Source organism: Streptomyces sp. MMS24-W38, from assembly GCF_059889265.1.
In genome coordinates this window covers 3430950-3452484 of the sequence record NZ_JCBCPP010000001.1, presented here as the reverse complement: position 1 = coordinate 3452484, position 21535 = coordinate 3430950, and the positions used below count along the sequence as shown (strand labels likewise).

22 protein-coding genes, 1 rRNA gene and 1 pseudogene are annotated in these 21535 nt (G+C 69.5%); 15 read left to right on the top strand and 9 right to left on the bottom strand.

Translation table 11 applies throughout. The annotated features are described in order from the left end of the window. Window positions 1-57 precede the first annotated feature (57 nt). From pstC to pstB, 3 genes are read left to right on the top strand one after another with little or no spacing between them, the layout of a single operon-like run. Complete coding sequence (pstC, locus tag AC6F7H_RS14550) at window positions 58-1062, top strand: phosphate ABC transporter permease subunit PstC (RefSeq protein WP_500757408.1); 1005 nt, start codon at window positions 58-60, stop codon at window positions 1060-1062. Continuing rightward, window positions 1059-2123, top strand: coding sequence for a phosphate ABC transporter permease PstA (pstA, locus tag AC6F7H_RS14545; RefSeq protein WP_500757407.1), 1065 nt, complete (start codon window positions 1059-1061; stop codon window positions 2121-2123). The genes pstC and pstA overlap by 4 nt, the downstream gene beginning before the upstream one ends. 43 nt (window positions 2124-2166) lie before the next feature. Next, entirely contained in the window at window positions 2167-2943 is a 777-nt protein-coding gene (gene pstB, locus AC6F7H_RS14540) for a phosphate ABC transporter ATP-binding protein PstB (RefSeq protein ID WP_500757406.1), read from the top strand. Between the two features lie 113 nt (window positions 2944-3056). On the opposite strand, the gene AC6F7H_RS14535 is transcribed toward pstB, so the two are convergent. Both AC6F7H_RS14535 and AC6F7H_RS14530 read right to left on the bottom strand, forming a co-directional pair. Then, window positions 3057-4058, bottom strand: coding sequence for an inorganic phosphate transporter (locus AC6F7H_RS14535; RefSeq protein WP_500757405.1), 1002 nt, complete (start codon window positions 4056-4058; stop codon window positions 3057-3059). 8 nt (window positions 4059-4066) lie between these two features. After that, window positions 4067-4687, bottom strand: a complete 621-nt coding sequence (locus tag AC6F7H_RS14530) for a DUF47 domain-containing protein (RefSeq protein WP_109379201.1) — start codon at window positions 4685-4687, stop codon at window positions 4067-4069. Between the two features lie 242 nt (window positions 4688-4929). On the opposite strand from AC6F7H_RS14530, the gene AC6F7H_RS14525 reads away from it, so the two are divergent. After that, a complete protein-coding gene (locus AC6F7H_RS14525; RefSeq protein ID WP_500757404.1) occupies window positions 4930-5343 on the top strand; it encodes a metal-sensitive transcriptional regulator in 414 nt (137 codons plus the stop codon). Here AC6F7H_RS14525 and AC6F7H_RS14520 read toward each other — a convergent pair. From AC6F7H_RS14520 to AC6F7H_RS14500, 5 genes are all read right to left on the bottom strand, one after another. Continuing rightward, window positions 5332-5547: a hypothetical protein gene (locus tag AC6F7H_RS14520; RefSeq protein WP_500757403.1), complete on the bottom strand. Its 216-nt coding sequence runs from the start codon at window positions 5545-5547 to the stop codon at window positions 5332-5334. The genes AC6F7H_RS14525 and AC6F7H_RS14520 overlap by 12 nt on opposite strands. Window positions 5548-5628: 81 nt before the next feature. Beyond that, window positions 5629-6483: an SCO4651 family lipoprotein gene (locus tag AC6F7H_RS14515; protein ID WP_500757402.1), complete on the bottom strand. Its 855-nt coding sequence runs from the start codon at window positions 6481-6483 to the stop codon at window positions 5629-5631. Between the two features lie 332 nt (window positions 6484-6815). Further along, window positions 6816-7508 carry a phosphatase PAP2 family protein gene (locus AC6F7H_RS14510; protein WP_500757401.1) on the bottom strand — a complete coding sequence of 231 codons (693 nt, stop codon included), beginning with the start codon at window positions 7506-7508 and terminating at the stop codon, window positions 6816-6818. Between the two features lie 208 nt (window positions 7509-7716). Further along, a complete protein-coding gene (locus AC6F7H_RS14505; protein ID WP_500761818.1) occupies window positions 7717-8727 on the bottom strand; it encodes a C40 family peptidase in 1011 nt (336 codons plus the stop codon). Between the two features lie 118 nt (window positions 8728-8845). Beyond that, window positions 8846-9253: an ATP-binding protein gene (locus AC6F7H_RS14500; protein ID WP_500757400.1), complete on the bottom strand. Its 408-nt coding sequence runs from the start codon at window positions 9251-9253 to the stop codon at window positions 8846-8848. 205 nt (window positions 9254-9458) lie between these two features. On the opposite strand from AC6F7H_RS14500, the gene AC6F7H_RS14495 reads away from it, so the two are divergent. The 8 genes from AC6F7H_RS14495 to AC6F7H_RS14460 all read left to right on the top strand — a co-directional run bounded on the left by AC6F7H_RS14495 (window position 9459) and on the right by AC6F7H_RS14460 (window position 18077). Next, complete coding sequence (locus AC6F7H_RS14495) at window positions 9459-10310, top strand: helix-turn-helix domain-containing protein (RefSeq protein WP_500757399.1); 852 nt, start codon at window positions 9459-9461, stop codon at window positions 10308-10310. A 15-nt stretch (window positions 10311-10325) separates the two neighbouring features. Next, window positions 10326-10682, top strand: a complete 357-nt coding sequence (locus tag AC6F7H_RS14490; RefSeq protein ID WP_500757398.1) for a DUF397 domain-containing protein — start codon at window positions 10326-10328, stop codon at window positions 10680-10682. 208 nt (window positions 10683-10890) lie between these two features. Next, complete coding sequence (locus tag AC6F7H_RS14485) at window positions 10891-11199, top strand: DUF8827 family protein (RefSeq protein WP_042174769.1); 309 nt, start codon at window positions 10891-10893, stop codon at window positions 11197-11199. Between the two features lie 201 nt (window positions 11200-11400). Further along, window positions 11401-12228 carry a DUF8175 domain-containg protein gene (locus AC6F7H_RS14480; protein ID WP_500757397.1) on the top strand — a complete coding sequence of 276 codons (828 nt, stop codon included), beginning with the start codon at window positions 11401-11403 and terminating at the stop codon, window positions 12226-12228. Then, window positions 12218-13570, top strand: coding sequence for a hypothetical protein (locus AC6F7H_RS14475; RefSeq protein ID WP_500757396.1), 1353 nt, complete (start codon window positions 12218-12220; stop codon window positions 13568-13570). Before AC6F7H_RS14480 ends, AC6F7H_RS14475 begins: the two co-directional genes overlap by 11 nt. Beyond that, window positions 13567-15126 carry an SCO6880 family protein gene (locus AC6F7H_RS14470; protein ID WP_500757395.1) on the top strand — a complete coding sequence of 520 codons (1560 nt, stop codon included), beginning with the start codon at window positions 13567-13569 and terminating at the stop codon, window positions 15124-15126. Before AC6F7H_RS14475 ends, AC6F7H_RS14470 begins: the two co-directional genes overlap by 4 nt. 12 nt (window positions 15127-15138) lie before the next feature. Continuing rightward, entirely contained in the window at window positions 15139-16548 is a 1410-nt protein-coding gene (locus AC6F7H_RS14465; protein WP_500757394.1) for an ATP-binding protein, read from the top strand. 65 nt (window positions 16549-16613) lie between these two features. Then, window positions 16614-18077 (top strand): type IV secretory system conjugative DNA transfer family protein, encoded by a 1464-nt coding sequence (locus AC6F7H_RS14460; RefSeq protein WP_500757393.1) that lies wholly within the window; start codon window positions 16614-16616, stop codon window positions 18075-18077. 10 nt (window positions 18078-18087) lie between these two features. On the opposite strand, the gene AC6F7H_RS14455 is transcribed toward AC6F7H_RS14460, so the two are convergent. Continuing rightward, a complete protein-coding gene (locus AC6F7H_RS14455; protein WP_500757392.1) occupies window positions 18088-18672 on the bottom strand; it encodes a GNAT family N-acetyltransferase in 585 nt (194 codons plus the stop codon). 94 nt (window positions 18673-18766) lie between these two features. Here AC6F7H_RS14455 and AC6F7H_RS14450 point away from each other — a divergent pair. From AC6F7H_RS14450 to AC6F7H_RS14440, 3 genes and pseudogenes are all read left to right on the top strand, one after another. Beyond that, window positions 18767-19013: pseudogene (locus AC6F7H_RS14450) on the top strand (ATP-binding cassette domain-containing protein); the annotation flags it as partial. 289 nt (window positions 19014-19302) lie between these two features. Continuing rightward, window positions 19303-20601 carry a sensor histidine kinase gene (locus tag AC6F7H_RS14445; protein WP_500757391.1) on the top strand — a complete coding sequence of 433 codons (1299 nt, stop codon included), beginning with the start codon at window positions 19303-19305 and terminating at the stop codon, window positions 20599-20601. Further along, window positions 20598-21281, top strand: a complete 684-nt coding sequence (locus tag AC6F7H_RS14440; protein ID WP_500757390.1) for a response regulator — start codon at window positions 20598-20600, stop codon at window positions 21279-21281. Before AC6F7H_RS14445 ends, AC6F7H_RS14440 begins: the two co-directional genes overlap by 4 nt. A 58-nt stretch (window positions 21282-21339) precedes the next feature. On the opposite strand, the gene rrf is transcribed toward AC6F7H_RS14440, so the two are convergent. Continuing rightward, window positions 21340-21456: ribosomal RNA gene (gene rrf / locus AC6F7H_RS14435) — 5S ribosomal RNA — on the bottom strand. Between the last annotated feature and the right edge of the window lie 79 nt (window positions 21457-21535).

The following is a 21535-nucleotide window of genomic DNA, read 5'->3' as shown; positions in this document are numbered from 1 at the left end:
TGCACCGCCGCCATGGGGCCTCGACCGACCAGAGGCCCCGCAGACCGGAGAACCCTGATGGACATATCGACACAGCAGACCGCTCCACCCTCCGTCCCCCCGCCGCCCTCGGCGGGGCACAAGCGCGCCGCCCGCGGCGCCACCCGCCCCGGTGACCGGATCTTCCTCGGGCTCTCCCGAGGGTCCGGCATTTTCGTGTTGGCGATCATGGCCGCGATCGCGGCCTTCCTGACCTACCGCACCGTTCTCGCGCTCAGCGAGAACGAGGCCAACTTCTTCACGTCCTTCGAGTGGAACCCCAGCGGCAACCCGCCGGAGTTCGGCATCGCGGTCCTGGTCTACGGCACCGTCGTGTCGTCGATCATCGCCATGCTCATCGCGGTCCCGATCTCGGTGGGCATCGCGCTGTTCATCACGCACTACGCCCCGCGCAAGCTGGGCGGCCCCATCGCGTACGTGATCGACCTGCTCGCCGCCGTGCCGTCCATCGTCTACGGCCTGTGGGGCGCCCTCGTCCTGGTGCCGAACATGGCCGGCCTCTACGGCTGGCTGAACGACTACCTCGGCTGGACCGGCATCCTCGAGTGGAACGGCGGCGCCGCGCGTTCGCTGTTCACCGTCGGCATCCTGCTCGCCCTGATGATCCTGCCGATCATCACCAGCGTCAGCCGTGAGGTCTTCCGGCAGGCGCCGCAGATGCACCAGGAGGCCGCCCTCGCCCTGGGCGCCACCCGCTGGGAAGTGATCCGCATGTCGGTCCTTCCCTTCGGCCGTTCCGGCGTGATCTCCGCCTCGATGCTGGGCCTCGGCCGCGCGCTCGGCGAGACGATGGCCGTGGCCATGGTGCTCTCGCCGTCCTTCGACATCAACGCCAGCCTGCTCGACCCGGGCGGCGGCACGTTCGCCCAGAACATCGCCAGCAAGTTCAACGAGGCCACCGTGACGGGCCGGGACGCGCTGATCGCGTCCGGTCTGGTCCTCTTCGTCATCACCCTGCTGGTCAACGGCGGCGCCCGCCTGATCATCGCCCGCCGCAAGGAGTACTCGGGGGCCAACGCATGAGCCACGCAACCATCACCCCGAAGTCCGCGAGCTCCCTGCGCGGTGCCACGCTCCCCAAGTGGTTCTCCTGGGCGGTCGCCGCGGCCTCCGTCGCGCTGGGCCTGGGCATCAGCAGCCTGGCCGGCCTGCACAGCAGCATCCAGTGGGCGCTGATCGCCGCGGTCCTCTTCGTCCTCGGCTCCTACGCCGTCTCCGCGGCGGTCGAGGGCAAGCGCCAGGCGAGGGACCGCACCGCGACCAGCCTGGTCTGGGTCGCCTTCCTGATGGCCGTCATCCCGCTGGCCTCCCTCATCTGGGAGACGGTCAAGCGCGGCGTGAAGGTCCTCGACGGCTACTTCCTCAGCCACTCCATGGGCGTCGTCGCCGACAGCGAGCCCGGCGGCGGTATCTACCACGCCATCCTGGGCACCCTGGAGCAGGTCGGCATCGCCACCGCGATCTCCGTGCCGATCGGCGTGCTCACCGCGATCTACCTGGTCGAGTACGGACGCGGCAGGCTCGCCAAGGCCGTCACCTACTTCGTCGACGTCATGACGGGCATCCCGTCGATCGTCGCCGGTCTGTTCATCCTCACCCTGTGGATCGTGATCCTGGACATGGGCTACTCCGGCTTCGCCGGCTCGCTGGCCCTGAGCATCCTGATGATCCCGGTGGTCGTCCGCTCCACGGAGGAGATGCTCAAGCTCGTCCCGAACGAGCTGCGCGAGGCGTCCCTGGCGCTCGGCATCCCCAAGTGGCGCACCATCCTGAAGGTCGTCCTGCCCACGTCCATCGGCGGCATCACCACCGGCGTCATGCTGGCCATCGCCCGCATCACCGGTGAGACCGCCCCCGTGCTGCTGCTGGTCTGGGGTACGAGCGTGATCAACGCCAACCCGTTCTCCGACCCGCAGGCGTCACTGCCGATGTACATCTACCTGCAGTACGCCAACAGCGGCGGCTCCGGCGCGGCCTACGACCGTGCCTGGGCGGCGGCCCTGACGCTCATCGCGTTCATCATGATCCTCAACCTCGTGGCCCGCGGCATCGCCCGCTGGAAGGCCCCGAAGACCGGTCGCTGACGCGGCCATCAGCGACACGGACCCGAAAGAAGCAGTGATCCACATGGCCAAGCGCATCGACATCAGCGGCCTCAACGCCTACTACAGTTCCTTCCTCGCCATCGAGGACATCTCGATGACCGTCGAGCCCCGCTCCGTGACGGCCTTCATCGGCCCGTCCGGCTGCGGCAAGTCGACCTTCCTGCGCACCCTCAACCGCATGCACGAGGTCACGCCCGGTGGCAGGGTCGAGGGCAAGGTCATGCTCGACGACGAGAACCTCTACGGCGCCGGCATCGACCCGGTCGCCGTGCGGCGCGAGGTCGGCATGGTCTTCCAGCGCCCCAACCCGTTCCCCACCATGTCGGTCTACGACAACGTGGCGGCCGGTCTGCGCCTGAACGGCAAGTACAGGAAGTCCGAGCTGGACGGCATCGTCGAGAAGTCCCTGAGGGGCGCCAACCTCTGGAACGAGGTCAAGGACCGCCTGAACAAGCCCGGCTCGGGCCTCTCCGGCGGCCAGCAGCAGCGGCTGTGCATCGCCCGCGCGATCGCGGTCGAGCCGAAGGTGCTGCTGATGGACGAGCCCTGCTCCGCCCTGGACCCGATCTCCACCCTCGCCATCGAGGACCTGATCGGCCAGCTCAAGGAGCAGTTCACGATCGTCATCGTGACGCACAACATGCAGCAGGCGGCGCGCGTCTCCGACCGCACCGCGTTCTTCAACCTGGCGGCCGTCGGCCAGCCGGGCAAGCTGATCGAGATCGACGACACGGAGCGCATCTTCTCCAACCCGTCGGTCCAGGCCACGGAGGACTACATCTCCGGCCGCTTCGGCTGATCACGGACCCCTCGCGGTGCTGCATGGCGGTGCCACCGTGAGGACGCGAAGGGCCCGCCCCCCGGTAGCGGGGGGCGGGCCCGAGCACTTTTCGGCGCTGCCTGAGGATCGTGCTACATGAGGATCACCAGGTAGACCAGCCCGTAAGCGGCCGCCGCCACCAGCCCCGCCGCGGGCATGGTGATGAACCACCCCAGGATGATGTTCTTGGCGACGCCCCACCGCACCGCGTTGATGCGCTTCGTCGCCCCGACACCCATGATCGCCGACGTGATCACATGCGTGGTGGAGACCGGCGCCTTGAACAGGTACGCCGTGGCGAACATGATCGACGCGCCGGTCGCCTCGGCCGCGAACCCCTGCGGCGGGTCCAGCTCGATGATCTTCCGGCCCAGCGTCCGCATGATCCGCCAGCCGCCCGCGTACGTACCGGCCGACAGCATCACCGCACAGGCGATCTTCACCCAGATCGGGATGGGATCGCCGTAGTCCTCGACGTCCGCGATGACGAGGGCCATCACCACGATGCCCATCGTCTTCTGCGCGTCCTGGAGGCCGTGCCCGAGCGCCATGCCCGCCGCGGACACCGTCTGCGCGATGCGGAAACCGCGCTTGGCCTTGTGCGGGTTGGTCCGCCGGAAGATCCACATGATCGCGGTCATGACCAGGTAACCGGCGACCAGACCGACGATCGGCGACACGAACATCGGGATGACGACCTTGTCCAGCACCCCGTTCCAGTACACGGTCGTCCCGCCGGCCAGCGCCGCCCCCACCATGCCGCCGAACAGGGCGTGCGAGGAGGAGGACGGCAGTCCGAAGTACCAGGTGATGAGGTTCCAGGTGATCGCGCCGACGAGCGCGGCGAACAGGATCCCCATGCCCGTCGAGCCCTCGGGGGTCTGGATCAGCCCCTCACTGACCGTCTTGGCGACCCCGGACCCCAGGAAGGCGCCGGCCATGTTCATGACGGCGGCCATCGCGAGGGCCACGCGCGGGGTGAGCGCCCGGGTCGAGACCGAGGTGGCGATGGCGTTCGCCGAATCGTGGAAGCCGTTCGTGTACGTGAAGAAGAGCGCGACCCCGATGGTCACGACCAGAGCGAAGGTGTCCATGAAGGGGCTCAGGACTCCTTGACGGCAATGGTCTCGACCGTGTTCGCCACGTGCTCGAAGGCGTCCGCCGCCTCCTCCAGGACATCCACGATCTGCTTCAGCTTGAGCACCTCGATGGCGTCGTACTTGCCGCTGAAGAGATGGGCCAGCAGTTTCCGGTGGATCTGGTCGGCCTGGTTCTCCAGGCGGTTGACCTCGATCCAGTACTCGGTGAGGTTGTCCATGGTGCGCAGGTTCGGCATGGCCTCGGCCGTGAGCTCGGCGGCCCGCGCCAGCACCTCGATCTGCTGGTCGACGCCCTTGGGCAGTTCCTCGATGTTGTAGAGGACGACCAGGTCGACGGCCTCCTCCATGAAGTCCATGATGTCGTCGAGGGACGAGGCGAGGGAGTAGATGTCCTCGCGGTCGAAGGGCGTGATGAACGAGGAGTTCAGCTGGTGGAAGATCGCGTGCGTGGCGTCGTCACCCGCGTGTTCCGCGGCCCGCATGCGCTCTGCGATCTCGACCCGGGCGGGGCCGTCCGCCCCGAGCAGTTCCATCAGGAGTTTCGAGCCCGTGACGATGTTGTCCGCGGACGCGGCGAACATGTCGTAGAAGCTCGTCTCCCTGGGGGTCAGACGAAAGCGCACGTGGGGTCCTTGGGGTGCATCGGTTCGGTGAGGCTGGTGCCGGGCGCACCATCCAGCCACAACTGTCGGGCCGTCCACCAGTGTCACCCATTCGGTATCGGACGACAGGCACGGGGGCGGTCCGAGGGCCGTGGCACGGCTGCCGCCCATGGGCAGCAGCCACAGTGCCTATACCCAGCAAAGTTCGCTACCATATACCCGCCAGGGGTATATGTCGCCCGCCGCTGCACCAGGAGGACGCGATGACGACCACCGAGACCGGCGCCAGCGCGCCCTCCTCCCCGGACACCACGGACGTGACGGACACCACGGACGTGACCGGAGCGACCGGGGCGACCGACCCCGCGGCCGTCGTGACCGACCACGACCGGGGCATCCACGGCTACCACCACCAGAAGCAGGAACACGTCAAACGCCTGCGCCGCATCGAGGGCCAGATCCGGGGCCTGCAGCGCATGGTCGACGAGGACGTCTACTGCATCGACATACTCACCCAGGTGTCCGCCTCCACCAAGGCCCTGCAGTCCTTCGCACTGCAACTGCTGGAGGAGCACCTGCGCCACTGCGTCGCCGACGCGGCCCTCAAGGGCGGCGACGAGGTCGACGCCAAGGTGAAGGAAGCGACCCAGGCGATCGCCCGCATGCTACGGACGTGACCTGAGCGAACCGGCCGGACCGACCCCCGGCTCCGCGCACACCTCGGCCACCTTCAGCACCTTGTCTATGCTCTCCAGGCTGAGCCGCCCCTGGGCGGCGGAGGCGGCGATGATCAGCTCTCCGCACAGCTCGATCTCGGCGAGGGCCACATAGTCCCGAACCGACCCACCACCGAGCGGGGCCACACACGTCACCTCGTCCATACCGTCATACGGGCAGAGGTCCCCTAGCGTAGGCAGCACCCCCCGCCCCGCGCATGGCACGTAAGGGCTAGTTCACGCCGGTCATTCCTCGGCGATCCGGCCCGCGTAGATGTCGGCGGGCTCCGGGAGGCGGACGTCCGCGGGGGCGCCGAAGTCGTAGAGGAGGGTGGTGGAGGCGACCGCGACCGGCTCCTCCCGCTCCCCGTTCATGAAGCTGAACCGGTGGCGGATCTTCCGGATACGCCCCTCGCCGTCCAGGTAGACGTCGAAGGGGATCTCGGCGGTGGCGAAGCCGGTCGCCGCCGCGCCCAGCGGCCCCTTGTTCGCCTCGGAGGCAGCCCGCGCGGCCTCGTGCAGGTCCGCCGTGCCCCGGTAGTGCCGCACCTCGGTCCCGGCGAGCTCCGTCCTGCCCACGAAGGTCGCGGACCGCGTCCCGCGCAGCAGCTCGGCCGCGGCGAACGGGTCGGTGACGCCGCCGGTGACGAGGTTCCCGTCGGACAGCGTCCGGGTGTCCACCCGCACCCACTTGTCGGCGGGCACTCCGGCGCCCCGGTTCTTCATGAACAGCGCGCCCGGAGCGAGCAGCTCGGTGATGGGCCGGCGCACCGACGTGCCGGACGGGTCCTGCGGCAGCAGCACCTTCAGCCGCCCCAGCCGCTTCCGGTAGTCGTACACACCCTCCCCGCGGATGGTCACCCGGGTGCCGCCGGTGGCCATCTCCATCGAGGTGCGCGCCTTGGAGCTGCCCGCGCCCACCAGCGCGTCCGCGGCCTCCCGCACCACCGCCACCGCCGCCGAGCCGCCGGGCGAGCCTCCGGGCGCGGCCCCGCTGCTGCCGCCGCACCCCGCGAGGCCGCCGAGCACCAGACAACCGACAGCCCCGAGGGCGACGACCGCACCACCGGTCCGCCCACGCCGCAGTTCCCGTCCTGCCATGCTCCGCCTACCCCCGCTACGTCCGACACGGGCCGCCTGTCCTCCCGGTTAACGACCGGTAGGGGACCCCGTCACGCAGACACACCCGGAGCGGTACCTTTGTCGAGTGGAACAGCAGGAAGCCCCGGTAAGCCTCCAGGAACACAGGACAACCACATCCGAGCAGGGGCGCTTCTGCGTCGCCCGCTGCGTCTGCGGCTGGCGCGGCCCCGCGAGGAGAGCCAGAAGCCTGGCCCGTACGGACGCCCAGAAACACTCGGTGGAGTGACCCCCACCGGGAAAACCACCCGGGGCCACTCCACCTCATGTCACGCGTCGCGCAGGACGACGGGCTACGCCGCCAGGTCGCGCTCCCCCGGCCCGGACTGCCGGGCCTCTCCCCGGGTCACCCGCGCCTCGGTCCCGTTCCCTTTGATCAGCCACGCACCCCGCCGTGACTGCTCGATCGCCCGCATCAGCGGGGTCAGCAGCGCCATGGCGGGCGGCGACAGCAGCAGCGCGACGGCCGTACCGAGCGCGAGCCCGCCCACGACGTCCGTCGGGTAGTGCACACCCATGTAGACCCGGATGAACCCGCCCAGCACCCCGAGCACCAGGCCGATGATCCCGAGCCGCCGGTTGGCCAGGAACAGCCCCACCGCCAGCGCCATGCAGAGCGTCGCGTGGTCGCTGACGAACGAGTAGTCGGTCTTGCCGTCGACCAGGACCTCGAGCCCCTCATGGTCGAGGAAGGGCCGGCGCCGCTCCACGAACTCACGTATCGGCACGTTCACCAGGACCGCGACGCCCGCCGCGAGCGGGGCCCACACCAGGGCCGCCACGGTCGGGGCCGCGTCCTCGCCGCCCCGCTTCCTGACGCCCCACCAGCACCACAGCAGCAACCCCGACAAGGCGAACAGCAGGCCGAACTCGCCCACGAACTCCATGAGGTGGTCGAACCACGGCGGTGCGGCCTTCGCCAGGCCGTTGATGTCATAGAGCAGGTCGACGTCGGGGTTCGACCCGGAATCTGCGAGTCCAGCCATGGTGCTGAGGCCCCTTCGTCATGTCTTCCGGCGCACCGTGCGTACGCCTCTACCCCACCCCCGTGGTGTAGGTCCGCTGGCCTGTTCGGCTACGACAACAGGAACGCACGGCCACCGCCGATACGTTCCGCCCTCCATCGAATGATCACGCAGACGTTATCGAAGAGAGATGCGTTGTCGCAGCTCAGGGGGCTGGTTCACGCATCGCTCAGACCGTCGTGGGGAGCGCTTTCGCGCCATCTTCGGTGACGCGGGTGGCACCGAAGTAGTCAGGTGTGTCGATCGGGTCGAATCGGATCACGGCACCCGGACGCGGCGCGTCGATCATGTACCCACCGCCGACGTAAATGCCCACATGCCGGATGGCCCGCGAATCGGTGAGGTCGTCCGAGAAGAAGACCAGATCGCCGGGGAGCAGTTCGTCCCGCGCGGGATGCGGTCCCGCGTTGTACTGGTCGTTCGCCACCCGCGGGAGCGTGATCCCCACGCTCTCGTAAGCGGCCTTGGTCAGCCCCGAGCAGTCGAAGCGTCCTCCCTGGTCAGCGGTGCCGTTACCGCCCCAGAGGTAGGGCGTGCCGAGCTTCTTCTGCGCGTAGTCGATGGCTCCGGCGGCCTGCTTGGAGGGGTCGACCCGGCCGACCGGCGCGGCGAAGCTCTTCTCCAGCGAGAGGATGCGCTCGACGTAGTTCTGCGTCTCCTTGTACGGCGGCACACCCTGGTACTTGATGACCGCGTACGCCCCGGCGTTGTACGAGGCCAGCATGTTTTCGGTCAGATTCCCCGGCACGTCCTTCACATAGCCCGCGAGGGCGCAGTCGTACGTCGCCGCCGAGGGGATCGCGTCGTTCGGGTCCCACACGTCCCGGTCGCCGTCGCCGTCCCCGTCGACACCGTGGGTGGCCCAGGTGCCGGGGATGAACTGGGCTATGCCCTGCGCCGCCGCGTGACTCTGCGCCTTCGGGTTGAACCCGCTCTCCTGGTACAACTGCGCGGCGAGCAGCGCCGGGTTGATGGCCGGACAGAGATTGCCCCACTTCTGCACGAGGGCCTGGTACGCGGCCGGCACGGTCCCCTTCGCCAGCGTCTTGGCGGCACCGCCGCCGACCCCGCCCGCGAGGTTCCCGGCGATGACGAAGACGCCGACGGCGAGCACCATGACGAAGGCGAGCGCGGAACCCACAGCGACGCTTGCCGCGATCCAGGCCTTACGCACCGTCAACCGCCCCTCGCCGTACCGGAGTCCGCTGCCCACGTCAGCATAGAGGCGCCCGCCCCTCTCCGGGGTGATCACGGGAGGGACGGGAACACATGTGCCGCGCGGAACAGGACGCACGGCGTCAGCCGCACTCCGCCCACAGGACCTTCCCCCCGGTCAGCACCCCCACACCCCACGAGGAAGCGCAGGCCCGCACCAGCGGCAACCCCCGCCCGTTCTCCGCCTCGTCCGGCGGCACGTCGAGCGGCGCCCCGTCGGCGAACCCGGGCGGAACGCGCGGGTCCGTGTCCCACACCCCGACCCGCAGCCGCCCGTCCTCGGCGGCGCGCAGCCGCAGGGCGTAGGGGCCGGTGGTGTGCACGTGGGCGTTGGCGAGGAGTTCGGCGGCCACCAGCTCGGCGTTGGGCACGAGTTCGGCGAGACCGTGCGCCCCCAGCACGGTCCGCAGGGTGACCCGGGCGATGCGCGGAGCGCGGGGATCGTGCGGGAGTTGAAGGACGTACGACCAGGGCGGGTTTACGGTGGGCATGGAAGTCTCCGATCACTGACGGAAGTTGGCGGGTTGCGTACGGTGGTGACCCAGTGGCATGCCGATCCGTCGATCGGTGCGCTTCTGGAGGGAGCGGCGCCACCAAGGAAGCTAGCAGCGAGGGGATATGTTCTTTATCCCAATCGGAGCTATAACTACTTCTTCCACCTGTGTGGGTGACGAGCGGTACTGAGGAGCGACGGGCATGCCCGTGAGAAGCAACCCCACAGCCCGACAGCGTCGGTTCGGCGTCGAGCTGCGCAAGCTGCGTGAACGCGCCGGCCTGACGTCGACGGAGGCATCACAGCTCCTCGGGATCAAACAAGCTCAGGTCAGCAACATGGAGACGGGGCGTCTGCCCGTGAGCGCCGACCGCGTACGCACCCTGGCCTGCCAATACGACTGCCCCGACAAGGACCTTGTCGAAGGAATCGCCGGAATGACCGGCGAGCGCCGACGCGGCTGGTGGGAGGAGTACCGGGACATCCTGCCGTCGGGTCTGCTGGATCTGGCCGAACTGGAACATCACGGCACCGCACTGCGCACTGCCCACACCTCCGGCATTCCCGGCCTCTTGCAGACGATGGACCATGCCCGCGAGGTGTTCCTCCAAGTCGTCCCCGACCTGTCACCCCCCGATGTGGAGCACCGGACCTCGTTCCGCATCAAGCGCCAGGCCGTCATCTTCCGCCAGCAGCCGGTCCCCTACCAGGCGATCATTCACGAGGCGGCCCTACAGATGAGGTTCGGCGGGCGGGATGTGGCGAGGCGGCAGCTCAAGCACCTGCTCAAGATGAGCGAGCACCCCAACATCTCGATCCACGTCATCCCCTTCGACGCGGGCGGCTTTCCCGGAGCCGGACAGCCGATCTACTACGTGCACGGCCCCGTACCGCCGCTCGACACCGTCCAGCTCGACCAGTCCCACGGCATCGCCCTGCTGGACGCCGACGCCCAACTGGAGAAGTACCGCAAGGTCCTCGATCGCCTGCTGGCCCTCAGCCTGATCGAGATCGAGTCCCGAGCCCTCATCCACCGCATCATCCAGTCCACCTGAGAGGCAGTCACGCTCATGTCCCACTGGCAGAAGTCCTCGTATTGCGGCGAAGGCGAATCCTGCATACACGTCGCAGCCACCACCGCTCCCCGGGCGGCCATCCACATAACCGAGTCCGCCGATCCCAGCGGAGCGGTACTCACCACCACGCCGGACGACTTCCTGAGCCTCCTTCAGGAGCTCAAGGAAGAAGGGGATGTGGCGGCCAACCGGTCCACCGCCATCGACGTGACCGTCGACGACGACCTCACCGTCCGTATCCACGCCGGCGCGACCCCCGGGGCCATTGTCACCACGGACCGCCGCCGGTGGGACACCTTCGTCCTCGGCGTGCGCGCGGGAGAGTTCGACCATTTCGTGGCCGAACCGTGATACACAGAGTGACGATACGACTCATCACCCATCGGGTCGCTCCCCTTCCGGGAGCCGGCGCGCACCGGTGAGAAACTTTCTTCATACGAAACCCGCCCACTAATGACGCCGAGTCGACATCCGACGGCGTCATCGTCGGCGACAATGAGGCCTGACCTCTGCATGCCCGCAGGGGGCACGGAACGACCCGACAGGGGCGGTGACTTACATGTTCTTTGCGGCCGACGAGGGAGACATCAACACCATCATCGGCGGGATCGCTCCCGACTGGGGCCCCTTCGGCAGCTTGGGCAACGAGGCCAAGGTCATGATCGAAGTGGTCATGGCGCTCGCCATCCTGATCTGCCTGGGCATCGCCATCTGGGGAGCGGCGAAGCAGCGCATCGGCGCGACGGCGCTGCGCGACACCTTCAGCGCGGAGCAGGGCAAGGGCCTGATCATCGCGGGCCTGACAGGGGTCTTCATCATCGGCTCCCTGGGCACGGTGTTCACCATCGTGTACGGAATGGCCGTGTAGGAGACCCACCATGCCTCCGACCGGGCCCGTCCGGCCTCCCCTTCCACCCCACCCGCCCGTCGCGCCCACCGGCTGAGGTTGCGTTTCCCTGATGTCGACTCATAACACCGCGCCCGCGCGGGGACCAGCACGGCTACCGTCGTACATGGAGTACGCGGAGTACGAGGTGTTTCCGCACGACGCTGAGGGGGCGTACGCGGCATGAGTCTCGGAGACGAACACGGGAACTCCGGCGGGTACGGCGGCACGGGCCAGACCCACACCCGCCTGCCGGAGACCGACGTCAGCCCGTACGCCGGCGGGCGCAGAGGTGGCCGTACGTCGTCGCGCAGCCTGGTCACGGTGGTCGGCGTGGTGGTGCTCCTGATCGCCGCGATCGCCTTCGCGAACCGTGGAGGAGACGATTCCTCATCGGGCGAGGACGACGACTCCCCGAAGACGGCGGCGACGGCCCCCTCCGGGGAGAAGCCGGTCCAGTCGAAGGCGGCAGGCATCCCCTCGGGCTTCGCCCACAACCGCCAGGGCGCGGAGAGCGCGGCGGCGAACTACGCGGTGGCGCTGGTTTCGGCCGACATCCTCAAGCCCGCTCAGCGGAGCGGAATCGTCCGGCAGCTCTTCGTCGCCGACAAACAGGCCTCCCTGGAGGACCGGTTCAACAAGGCGTACAGCAAGGAGTTCCTGAGCAACATCGGCCTCGACGAGAAGGGCGAATCGGCTACGGGCAGCACCTACGTCTCGCGCACCATGCCGATCGGGACGAAGGTCACGAACTACTCGGACGCAGCCGCCGCAGTCGAGGTCTGGTGCTCCGGCGTGTTCGGCACCACCGGTGAGAGCACGACCAACCCGGTCACCAGCGACTGGTTCACCATGACCCTCCAGCTGCGCTGGGCGGACGACGACTGGAAGATCGACAGTTTCTCGCAGAAGGACGGCCCCGCTCCCGTTCCGGGAGACGACAAGGCATCCACCGCCGAGGAGATGGCCAAGGCCGTCAAGGAGTACGGAGGCTTCACGTATGCCCGGTAGCCAACGCCGCGTACTCAAAGTCGCCGCCACCATCACAGCCGTTCAAGCCGCAGTCCTGCTGCTGGCCACTCGGGCCGTCGCGGCCCCCACTCCGTCACCGACCCCGTCGGACAACAACTGCGACCTCATCGTCGGGCCTGCCAAGGACTACTGCGAACGAGGCGAGGGCGGAGGGTCCGGCGGGTCCGGCGGAGCCGGTTCCCTCAACGACCCCACCACCGCCCTCGACCCCCTCGCCGCCCTGGCAAGGGGCTGCGCCGACGCCGCCGCCTGGACGATCAAGAAGCTCAGTGCCGCCGTCGACGAGACGGCCGCCGTGGACTTCACCAACCCGACGTTCCGTCAGCAGTACGCCGTCGTCTTCGCGGCGTCGACGATCCTGACGCTCCTGCTGTGGCTGCTGGCCGTGGCCAAGCGGGCCGTACGAGGCGTCCCCCTCACGACCGCCCTCTCGGAGGCCATCGGCTTCCTCTGGCTCACGGTGCTGGCCTCGGCGTTCACCCCGCTGATCCTCTACACCATCGTGTCGGCCACGGACAGCGTGACCGACGTCCTGGCGTCGGCGACGGGCAACCAGACGGACACGTTCTTCGGCACGTTCGCGGGCGCCCTGGAGAAGGGCAAGGACATCGGCGGCGGCCCGATCATGCTGATCATCGTCTCGCTGGTGTCGATCCTCGCGGCCGGCGTCCTGTGGCTGGAGCTGGTCATCCGCGCGGCCCTGCTCTACGTGGGCGCGCTGCTCGGCACGGTCGTGTACGCGGGGCTGGTCGACAAGAACCTGTGGGGGCACGTCCGGCGCTGGGCGGGCATCATGATCGCGGTGATCCTGGTGAAACCGGTCATCGTCATCGTGCTGGGCCTGGCGGGCGCGCTGTCCTCCGACGACGGCCCCAACGCGTTCTCCGCCGTGGTGTCGGGTCTGGCGATCATCCTGCTGGCCATCTTCGCCAGCGCGATGATCTACCGCTTCGTGCCGGGCTTCGGCGACGAGATCGCGAACTCCCGCAACAACCGCATCATGCAGGGCGCCGAGAGCAAGGCCGCCGCGGTCATGAGCTCCCCGGCGACCATGGTCGCGCAGGGCATCAAGACCCACAGCACCCGCGCCGACAGCCACGGAGGCGGCCAGTCCTCGTCGTCCGGCGGCGCGCGCCCCTCCAATCCCGCCTCCGGCGGAGTCGCCGCGCACAGTTCGCGCCCCTCGAACGGTGGCGGCGGATCTGTCCCCTCCGCCGCACCTGCCGCACCCGCACCCCGCTCGGGCAGCCCGGTGACCACGCCGCACGCCGGCCGGAGCAACAGCAGCAGTACCAACAGCACGGGAGGTGAAGGGCGTTGACGACCGATTCCCACCTGTCCCATCCGGTCACGCCCCGCCGTACGTATCTGATCGGCCGGGCCCGGCCGAACGCGATCGTCGGCCGCAATCGGGAGACCGGGGAGATCGCGCTGATCGTCCTGGGCGCGTTCTTCGGCATGATGGCCGGTCTCCTCGTCCCCGTGCTGTCCCTGCGGATCGTGCTGCTCGCGGGCCTCCCGATGATCGCGCTGGCCGCCGTGTACGTCCCGTACCGGGGCCGCACGTTCTACAAGTGGTTCGAGATCAACCGGAGCTACCGGCGGACCGTGCGCCAGGGCACGACGTACCGCTCGGACGTCGTCGAAGCCGGCACCCGGCTGGACGGCCGGGAGGTCGAGGTCGGGCCGCCGCCCGGGATCGGGCGGATCACCTGGCTCGCCGCCCCGTTCGGGCCCGACGAGATCGCCGTACAACTGCACGCGGACCGCAAGACGGTCACCGCGGCCATCGAGATCGAGGGCCCCGGCGTGGGCCTGCGCGACTCCGAGGACCAGGAGGCGCTCGTCGACCGCTTCGGCACGCTGCTCAAGCACGTGGCGAACGGCGACGGCTTCGTGACCCGCATCCAGATGCTCGCCCGCACCCTGCCCGCCGACCCCGACGCGCACGCCAAGGACGTCGCCCTGCGCGGGAACGAGAAGGCTCCGCCGTGGCTCCAGCAGTCGTACGACCAACTGCAGTCGATGGTGTCGACCAGCAGCGAGCAGCACCGCGCCTACCTGGTCGCCTGCATGCACTACACGCGTGAGCTGGCCGCCGAGGCCAACGCGATGGCCCGCGCGGTGCGCACCCAGGGCCGCCGCAAGGTGGACCGGGACGCCGGGCTGGCCGTCGTCATGGCCCGTGAGCTGACCGACATCTGCTCCCGGCTCCAGGAGGCCGACATCCGCGTACGGCAGCCGCTCGGCCAGAGCAGGCTGTCCTCGCTGATCCACTCCATGTACGACCCGGACCACCCGATCGACCACATCCAGGCGATGACCAAGCGCAACGCCTGGCCGGCCGAGCTGGACGCCATGGAGCCCACCTACCTCCAGGCCAAGACCCGCGAGTCGTCCACCCGCGCCCCCTGGTGCCACGCCACGGCCTGGATCAAGGAGTGGCCGATGACCCCGGTGGGCGTCAACTTCCTCGCGCCCCTCCTCGTCCACACGCCGGACGTGATCCGCACCGTCGCCGTCACGATGGACCTGGAACCCACCGAGGTCGCCATCGAGCGCATGCTGACGGAGAAGACCAACGACGAGGCCGAGGCGTCCCGCGCCGCGAAGATGAACCGCACGGTCGACCCGCGGGACATCGCCGCGCACGGCCGGCTCGACCAGCGCGGCGAGGACCTCGCCAGCGGCGCGGCAGGCGTCAACCTCGTCGGCTACATCACCGTCTCCTCCCGCAATCCCGAGGCGCTGGCCCGCGACAAGCGGACCATCCGGGCCTCGGCCGGAAAGTCGTACCTGAAGCTGGAGTGGTGCGACCGCGAGCACCACCGCGCCTTCGTGAACACACTCCCGTTCGCCACCGGCATTCGAAGGTAGGGGCTGAGTCCGATGCGGGATCCGCTGTCCGTCGTCACCGACGCCTTCACGTCCTTCCTGTTCGGGAAGGTCGAGACGACACGGCTGCCGGTGCGCACGTCCACCGGCCAGGCGCAGGCCGTCTACCTGCCGACGGCCGCCCCCGGCCTCGGCGACTCCGGCGTCATCATCGGCCGCGAGGTCTACTCCGGCAAGGGCTACATCTACGACCCGTTCCAGCTCTACGGCCAGCAGCTGCCCGCGCCGCACTGGCTGGTCCTCGGCGAGTCCGGCAACGGCAAGTCGGCCCTGGAGAAGACGTACGTCCTGCGCCAGCTGCGCTTCCGCGACCGCCAGGTCGTCGTCCTGGACGCCCAGGGCGAGGACGGGGTCGGCGAGTGGAACCTCATCGCACAGGAGTTGGGGATCACCCCCGTCCGGCTGGACCCGACGGCTGCCCTGAACCACGGCATCCGGCTCAACCCGCTCGACCCGACCATCACCACGACGGGCCAGCTCGCGCTGCTGCGCACCATCATCGAGGTCGCGATGGGCCGCGGCCTCGACGAGCGCTCCGGCTTCGCGCTCAAGGTCGCGCACGCCTACGTCACCGAGACGATCGTCGAACGCCAGCCGGTGCTCACCGACATCGTCGAGCGGCTGCGCCACCCCGAGGCGGAGTCGGCGGAGGCGATGAACGTCGCCATAGACGACGTACGGGCCTGGGGCCTGGACGTCGCCCTGGTCCTCGACCGGCTCGTCGACGGTGACCTGCGCGGCATGTTCGACGGCCCGACGACGGTCGGCATCGACCTGGACGCGCCGCTGATCGTCTTCGACCTGTCCCACATCGACCGCAACTCCATCGCCATGCCGATCCTGATGGCGATCGTCGGCGTCTGGCTGGAGCACACCTGGATCCGCCCCGACCGGAAGAAGCGCATCTTCCTGGTCGAGGAGGCCTGGCACATCATCAACAGCCCGTTCGTCGCCCAGCTGTTCCAGCGCCTGCTGAAGTTCGGTCGCCGACTCGGCCTGTCCTTCGTCGCGGTCGTCCACCACCTGTCCGACGTGGTGGACGGGGCGGCGGCCAAGGAGGCGGCGGCCATCCTGAAGATGGCGTCGACCCGGACCATCTACGCCCAGAAGGCCGACGAGGCACGGGCGACGGGCAGAGTGCTGGGCCTGCCCCGGTGGGCGGTGGAGATCATCCCCTCGCTCACCCCGGGCATCGCGGTCTGGGACGTCAACGGCAATGTGCAGGTGGTCAAACACCTGATCACCGAGACCGAGCGCCCGCTGGTCTTCACCGACCGCGCGATGACCGAGTCCTCCGCCGACCTGTCCCACGACGCCCTGCTCGCCGCCGAACTGGAGGCGGAGGAACGGGCGGCGGCCTTCGTGGAACAGCACGTCGGCGACTCCCGGTCGACGGTGGCATAAGGGCGTCGGTGGCGTAAGGGCGTCGGTGGCGTGAGGGCGTCGGGCGACAGGGGAAAGGAACACGCGTGAGACCGGAGGGCCACGGCAACGGACGGAACGGCCAGGGGGGTGTCCCGGACGGGCTGCTGGTCGGGTTGCTCGCGTTCCTGCTCGGCATCACCCTGCTGGTCTGGACGGCCACCGGCCTCGCGGGCCTCGTCGCCCGCGGCTCCTGGCCGTCCGGCGTCACCTTCACCCGCACCCCGGTCGCCATGCGGCACCTCGTCGCCGAACCCCACGACATCCCGGGCGCCTGGCCAGACGCCCCCGCCTCCGCCCTCTCGGGGTACGGACTGTTCTGGGGCCTGTTCATCGGCCAGCTGATGCTGCTGCTGGTCCTCACCATCTTCGTCCTGGGCACGGTGACCCGGTGGCGGGCGGTACGGGCCCGGCGGAAGGCGGAGCGGGCGGCGGGCCCGACTGCGGCGCCGGAGCCGATCCAGCACGAGGTACCGACACCGAGAGCGGCACCCGAGCCCAAGCCCGTACGGGAACGGGAAACGGTGCCACCACAGGAAGCCGCCCCCTCTGCGGCTCCAGCGCACCCGGAACCTCCGGCGCTCTCGACCCACCCGGTGTTCTACGGCTCCCCGGACACCCGGCACACCACCGCCGCCTCGGCCGTACGGGACGCGGAGGGCCCCGTCCTAGTCGTCACCTCCAACCCCTCCCTCTGGGCGGAGACCAAGGACGCACGGGCGAAGCTCGGTCCCACCCACCTCTACGACCCGACCCACCGCTGCGACACCCCGGCCCGCCTCCACTGGTCCCCCACGGCCGGCTGCGAGGACAAGGAGACGGCCGTCGCACGCGCAGCCGCCCTGCTGGCCCCGGTCCGCCCCGCCTCCCGGCTCGACCAGGCCGTCAGCGACACCGCCCAGACCCTCCTGCGGAGCTACCTGCACGCCGCCGCCCTCGACGGCCGCACCGTCCGCCACGTCCACCGCTGGGCGCAGGGCATCCAGGTCCAGGACGCGGTACGCGTGCTGCGGACCAACCCCGAGGCCGCCCCGGGCGCCGCGGGCGAACTCGAGGCGACCCTCACCGCGTACCCGGAACGCCGGGACATCGCCCAGCAACTGACGACGCGTGCGCTCTCCGCCCTGCTCACGGTCAACATCCGCGAGGCCTGCACCCCGAACCGAACTGATGCCCTCGCCCTGGATTCCTTCGTCCACGAAACGGGCACGCTTTATGTGGTGGGTGAATCCATCGAGGATCCCCGCACCCAGCCGGGTGCGATGCCGTTGCTGACGGCCCTCACCGCAAGCGTGGTCGAGCACGGCCGGCGCATGGCCGAACGGTCATCCTCCGGTCGGCTCGACCCACCATTCACCCTGGTCCTGGACGACGTGGCGGCCGTGGCCCCCCTCCCCCAGCTCCCGGAGCTCCTGGCCACCGGCGTGGACCGGGGCATGCCCACCCTGGCCCTCCTCCGCTCCCGCGAACAGGCCCGCACCCGCTGGCCGCACGACGAACTTCCGGTGTAGGCACCTCAGGTCAGCGCTCGACGACCATCTCCAGCTCGTGCTCGTCCGGCTTCCCCGCCAGCGGCAGGCTCACCCCGCTCTCCACGAAGCCCGCCTTGCGGTAGAAGCCGAGGGCACGCGCGTTGTCCGGGTGCACGATGAGCCGCACCCGCTCCAACCCCACCCCCCACGCCCACTCCAGCGCAGCCTCGAACAACGCCTTGGTGAGCCCGTTCCCCCGGTGCTCGGGCCGTACGAACACCCCGAAGAGATGTCCCTGCCGCCGCTCGACGGTGAACCCGGCCAAGTCCGTCGTACCGGGCTCCTCGACCAGCACGGCGACCGACCCCACCCAGGTGCCGTCCGCGGTCTCGGCGATGAACTGCCGCATCCCGTCCACACCCTCGGCCGCCCGCGCCGTCCGCTCCTGCCAGTACGTGTCGGGCCGCGTCACCGCCGTCTCGTACGTCTCCAGGAAGGCGATGTCCGCGACCGGGTCCCGCAGCGCGATGAGCCGCAGCCCCTTCACCGCGGCCCACTCCTCGGCCCGCACCTGCCGGATCACATAGTCCCCGAAGGCGGTGCCGATCCCCGCCCCGGAACGCGTAGTAGTCATACCGGCCACCGTAGTACCGGGGTACCCCCGCCCTCACCCGAATTGCTGCCCGTGGTCCGACGCCCGCTGCCCCCGCGCGGACGAGCATCGAACCATGATGACGGCACAGGAACTCACCGAACGCCACGGCGACCGGACCGTCGTCACCGACCTGTCCTTCGCCGGCCGCCCCGGCACCGTCACCGGCTTCCTCGGCCCGAACGGCGCCGGCAAGTCCGCCACCCTGCGCATGATCCTCGGCCTGTACGCCCCCACCCGCGGCCACGCCACCGGCCGCTCCCACGCCGCCCACCCGGCGCCGCTGACCGAGGTCGGTGCCCTGCTGGAGGCCCGCTCGATCCCCCGCGCCACCGGCGCCTGCATCGGCCTCGTCACGATCGCCCCCGAGGTCCTGCGGATGCTCCCCCACTCCGTCGTCGAGGACGCCGTCCGCCACCTCCCCGCCAAGGCCTTGGAGTCCCTCACCACCGCCCAGCACGGCCCGGGTGCGGCGGCTCCGGGCGCCGCGCTGCTCGCCCTGACCCTGTGGGCGTCGGCCTCCCTCGCGGCAGCGGCAGTGACCCTGCGCCGCCGGAACGTCTGACCGCCGTGGCGCCCACCGTGTTCCGCCCGACGGCCGGACCGGCCACCATGAGCCTCGTGGCGAACGACGACCGGGAGACACCCACGGCAGAACAGCCGTCTGAACGGCCCGCGGAACCTCTCACCCAGCACGTGCAACGCCTCAACCAGCGGGTGCGCGCGTTCGACCGGCGCCACCCGCTGCTGTGGGACCTGCACTTCACCGGCTTCTGGACGACGGCCGCCCTCATCGACTACGGCGGCGGCGGATGGCGCACCGTCACCCACAACCCGGACACCCCCGGCCCTCTCCTGCTCGTCCTGAGTCTGGGCCTGTCCCTCCCTCTCCTGTGGCGCCGCACCCACCCCGCGGCGGTCCTGCTCGCCATGGCGCCGTTCGCCCTGGTCAACGCCTGGTCAGGCGCTGTCCTCCAGGCAGCCCTGCTACAACTCGTCGCCGTCCACCACGTCGCCCTGCGCCTCCCCTTGCGACACCTGTGGTGGACGACCGCCCTCGTCCTCACGCCGGTCGCGGTCTCCACGGCCCGCCACGGGGAGGGCGACTGGAGTCAGCAGATCGGCTCGCATCTGACGTCCGTCATCGTGGCGGCCCTCATCGGCGTCACGGTCCGCACCCGCCGGAACTACACCGAGGCTCTGGAGGACCGCGCCCACCGCCTCGAGATCGAACGCGACCAGCAGGCCCAGCTCGCCGCCGCCGCCGAACGCGCCCGCATCGCCCGCGAGATGCACGACATCATCGGCCACAACCTCTCCGTCATCACGGGCCTGGCCGACGGCGGCAAGTACGCGGCCACCAAGTCCCCGGAACGCGCCGCTCAGGCACTGGACGCCATCGGCACCACCAGCCGCCAGGCGATGAGCGAACTCCGCCGCCTCCTGGACGTCCTGCGGGACGACGAGAGCAGCCGCCACCTCGCCGAGCTGACTCCCCAGCCCACCCTCACCGACCTCGAGCAGCTCGTCAACGGCGTCCGCGCCGCGGGCCTCCCCGTTCACACCACTGTCGACGGCCGAGCCGGCCTCCCTCCAGGCCGCCAGCTCACCGTCTACCGCGTCATTCAGGAGGCCCTCACCAACACACTCAAGCACGCCGGCCCGAACACCACCGCCGAGATCACCCTCGCCTACGGCGACCAGGGCTCCGTCACGGCCACGATCACCGACACCGGAACGGCCGGAAACACGGGGACCACCGCAACGGACACTCCCGCCGACGGCCGCGGCCTCCCCGGAATGCGTGAGCGAACCGCCCTGTACGGCGGCACACTTGAAGCCGGCCCACGGCCCCACCCCGAACAGGGCTGGCGCGTCCACCTGCACCTTCCGGAGGAACCCCCGCAATGACCACCGTCCTCATCGCCGACGACCAGCCTCTTCAGCGATTCGGCTTCCGCATGCTGCTGGAGAGCCAGGACGACATGACAGTCCTCGGCGAGGCATCGGGAGGCAGCGAAGCAATCCGTCTGACGGCCGAACTGCACCCCGACGTCGTTCTGATGGACATCCGCATGCCCGGCATGGACGGTATCGAGGCCACCCGCCGCATCGTCGCCGCCGGCGACCGCACCCGTGTCCTCATCCTCACGACGTTCGACCTCGATGAGTACGCCTACGCAGGACTCCGCGCCGGCGCCTCCGGGTTCCTGGTCAAGGACGCCCAGCCGGAGGAACTCCTCTCCGGCATTCGCTCCGTCGCCACCGGGGACGCGGTCGTCGCGCCCGGCCTGACCCGCCGTCTCCTGGACGCTTACGTCCACCATTTGCCGACACCGACTCGACGGGGCCCTTCCACGCCCACAACCCCGCACGCCGACCCCCGCCTGGGCGCTCTCACCGAGCGCGAACTCGAGATCCTCACGGTTATCGGTCAGGGCTGGACCAACACGGAGATCGCCACCCGCCTCCACCTCGCCGAATCAACGGTGAAAACACACGTGGGCCGCATTCTCGCGAAGACAGGCTCGAGGGACCGCATCCAGGCAGTGATCCTGGCGTACGACACAAAACTGGTGGAGCCGTCGTAAACACAACGGGAAATGCAGAAAGCCCCGCACCTGTCGGTGCGGGGCTCTCCCACGATTTGTTCGGCGGCGTCCTACTCTCCCACAGGGTCCCCCCTGCAGTACCATCGGCGCTGTAAGGCTTAGCTTCCGGGTTCGGAATGTAACCGGGCGTTTCCCCCACGCTATGACCACCGAAACACTATGAAACACTCAACCGCACCACACCCAACGGGCGCGGGGTCGTTCGTGGTTTCAGAACCAACACAGTGGACGCG

Excerpts from the sequence above, each read along its gene's own strand:
- pstC (WP_500757408.1), top strand. The coding sequence starts at position 58 with ATGGACATATCGACACAGCAGACCGCTCCACCCTCCGTCCCCCCGCCG.
- pstA (WP_500757407.1), top strand. The coding sequence starts at position 1,059 with ATGAGCCACGCAACCATCACCCCGAAGTCCGCGAGCTCCCTGCGCGGT.
- AC6F7H_RS14515 (WP_500757402.1), bottom strand. The coding sequence starts at position 6,483 with ATGGCAGGACGGGAACTGCGGCGTGGGCGGACCGGTGGTGCGGTCGTC.
- AC6F7H_RS14490 (WP_500757398.1), top strand. The coding sequence starts at position 10,326 with ATGTCCCACTGGCAGAAGTCCTCGTATTGCGGCGAAGGCGAATCCTGC.
- AC6F7H_RS14465 (WP_500757394.1), top strand. The coding sequence starts at position 15,139 with ATGCGGGATCCGCTGTCCGTCGTCACCGACGCCTTCACGTCCTTCCTG.
- AC6F7H_RS14520 (WP_500757403.1), bottom strand. The coding sequence starts at position 5,547 with ATGGACGAGGTGACGTGTGTGGCCCCGCTCGGTGGTGGGTCGGTTCGG.
- AC6F7H_RS14525 (WP_500757404.1), top strand. The coding sequence starts at position 4,930 with ATGACGACCACCGAGACCGGCGCCAGCGCGCCCTCCTCCCCGGACACC.
- AC6F7H_RS14485 (WP_042174769.1), top strand. The coding sequence starts at position 10,891 with ATGTTCTTTGCGGCCGACGAGGGAGACATCAACACCATCATCGGCGGG.
- AC6F7H_RS14475 (WP_500757396.1), top strand. The coding sequence starts at position 12,218 with ATGCCCGGTAGCCAACGCCGCGTACTCAAAGTCGCCGCCACCATCACA.
- pstB (WP_500757406.1), top strand. The coding sequence starts at position 2,167 with ATGGCCAAGCGCATCGACATCAGCGGCCTCAACGCCTACTACAGTTCC.
- AC6F7H_RS14480 (WP_500757397.1), top strand. The coding sequence starts at position 11,401 with ATGAGTCTCGGAGACGAACACGGGAACTCCGGCGGGTACGGCGGCACG.
- AC6F7H_RS14535 (WP_500757405.1), bottom strand. The coding sequence starts at position 4,058 with ATGGACACCTTCGCTCTGGTCGTGACCATCGGGGTCGCGCTCTTCTTC.
- AC6F7H_RS14455 (WP_500757392.1), bottom strand. The coding sequence starts at position 18,672 with ATGACTACTACGCGTTCCGGGGCGGGGATCGGCACCGCCTTCGGGGAC.
- AC6F7H_RS14445 (WP_500757391.1), top strand. The coding sequence starts at position 19,303 with ATGAGCCTCGTGGCGAACGACGACCGGGAGACACCCACGGCAGAACAG.
- AC6F7H_RS14440 (WP_500757390.1), top strand. The coding sequence starts at position 20,598 with ATGACCACCGTCCTCATCGCCGACGACCAGCCTCTTCAGCGATTCGGC.
- AC6F7H_RS14500 (WP_500757400.1), bottom strand. The coding sequence starts at position 9,253 with ATGCCCACCGTAAACCCGCCCTGGTCGTACGTCCTTCAACTCCCGCAC.
- AC6F7H_RS14510 (WP_500757401.1), bottom strand. The coding sequence starts at position 7,508 with ATGGCTGGACTCGCAGATTCCGGGTCGAACCCCGACGTCGACCTGCTC.
- AC6F7H_RS14495 (WP_500757399.1), top strand. The coding sequence starts at position 9,459 with ATGCCCGTGAGAAGCAACCCCACAGCCCGACAGCGTCGGTTCGGCGTC.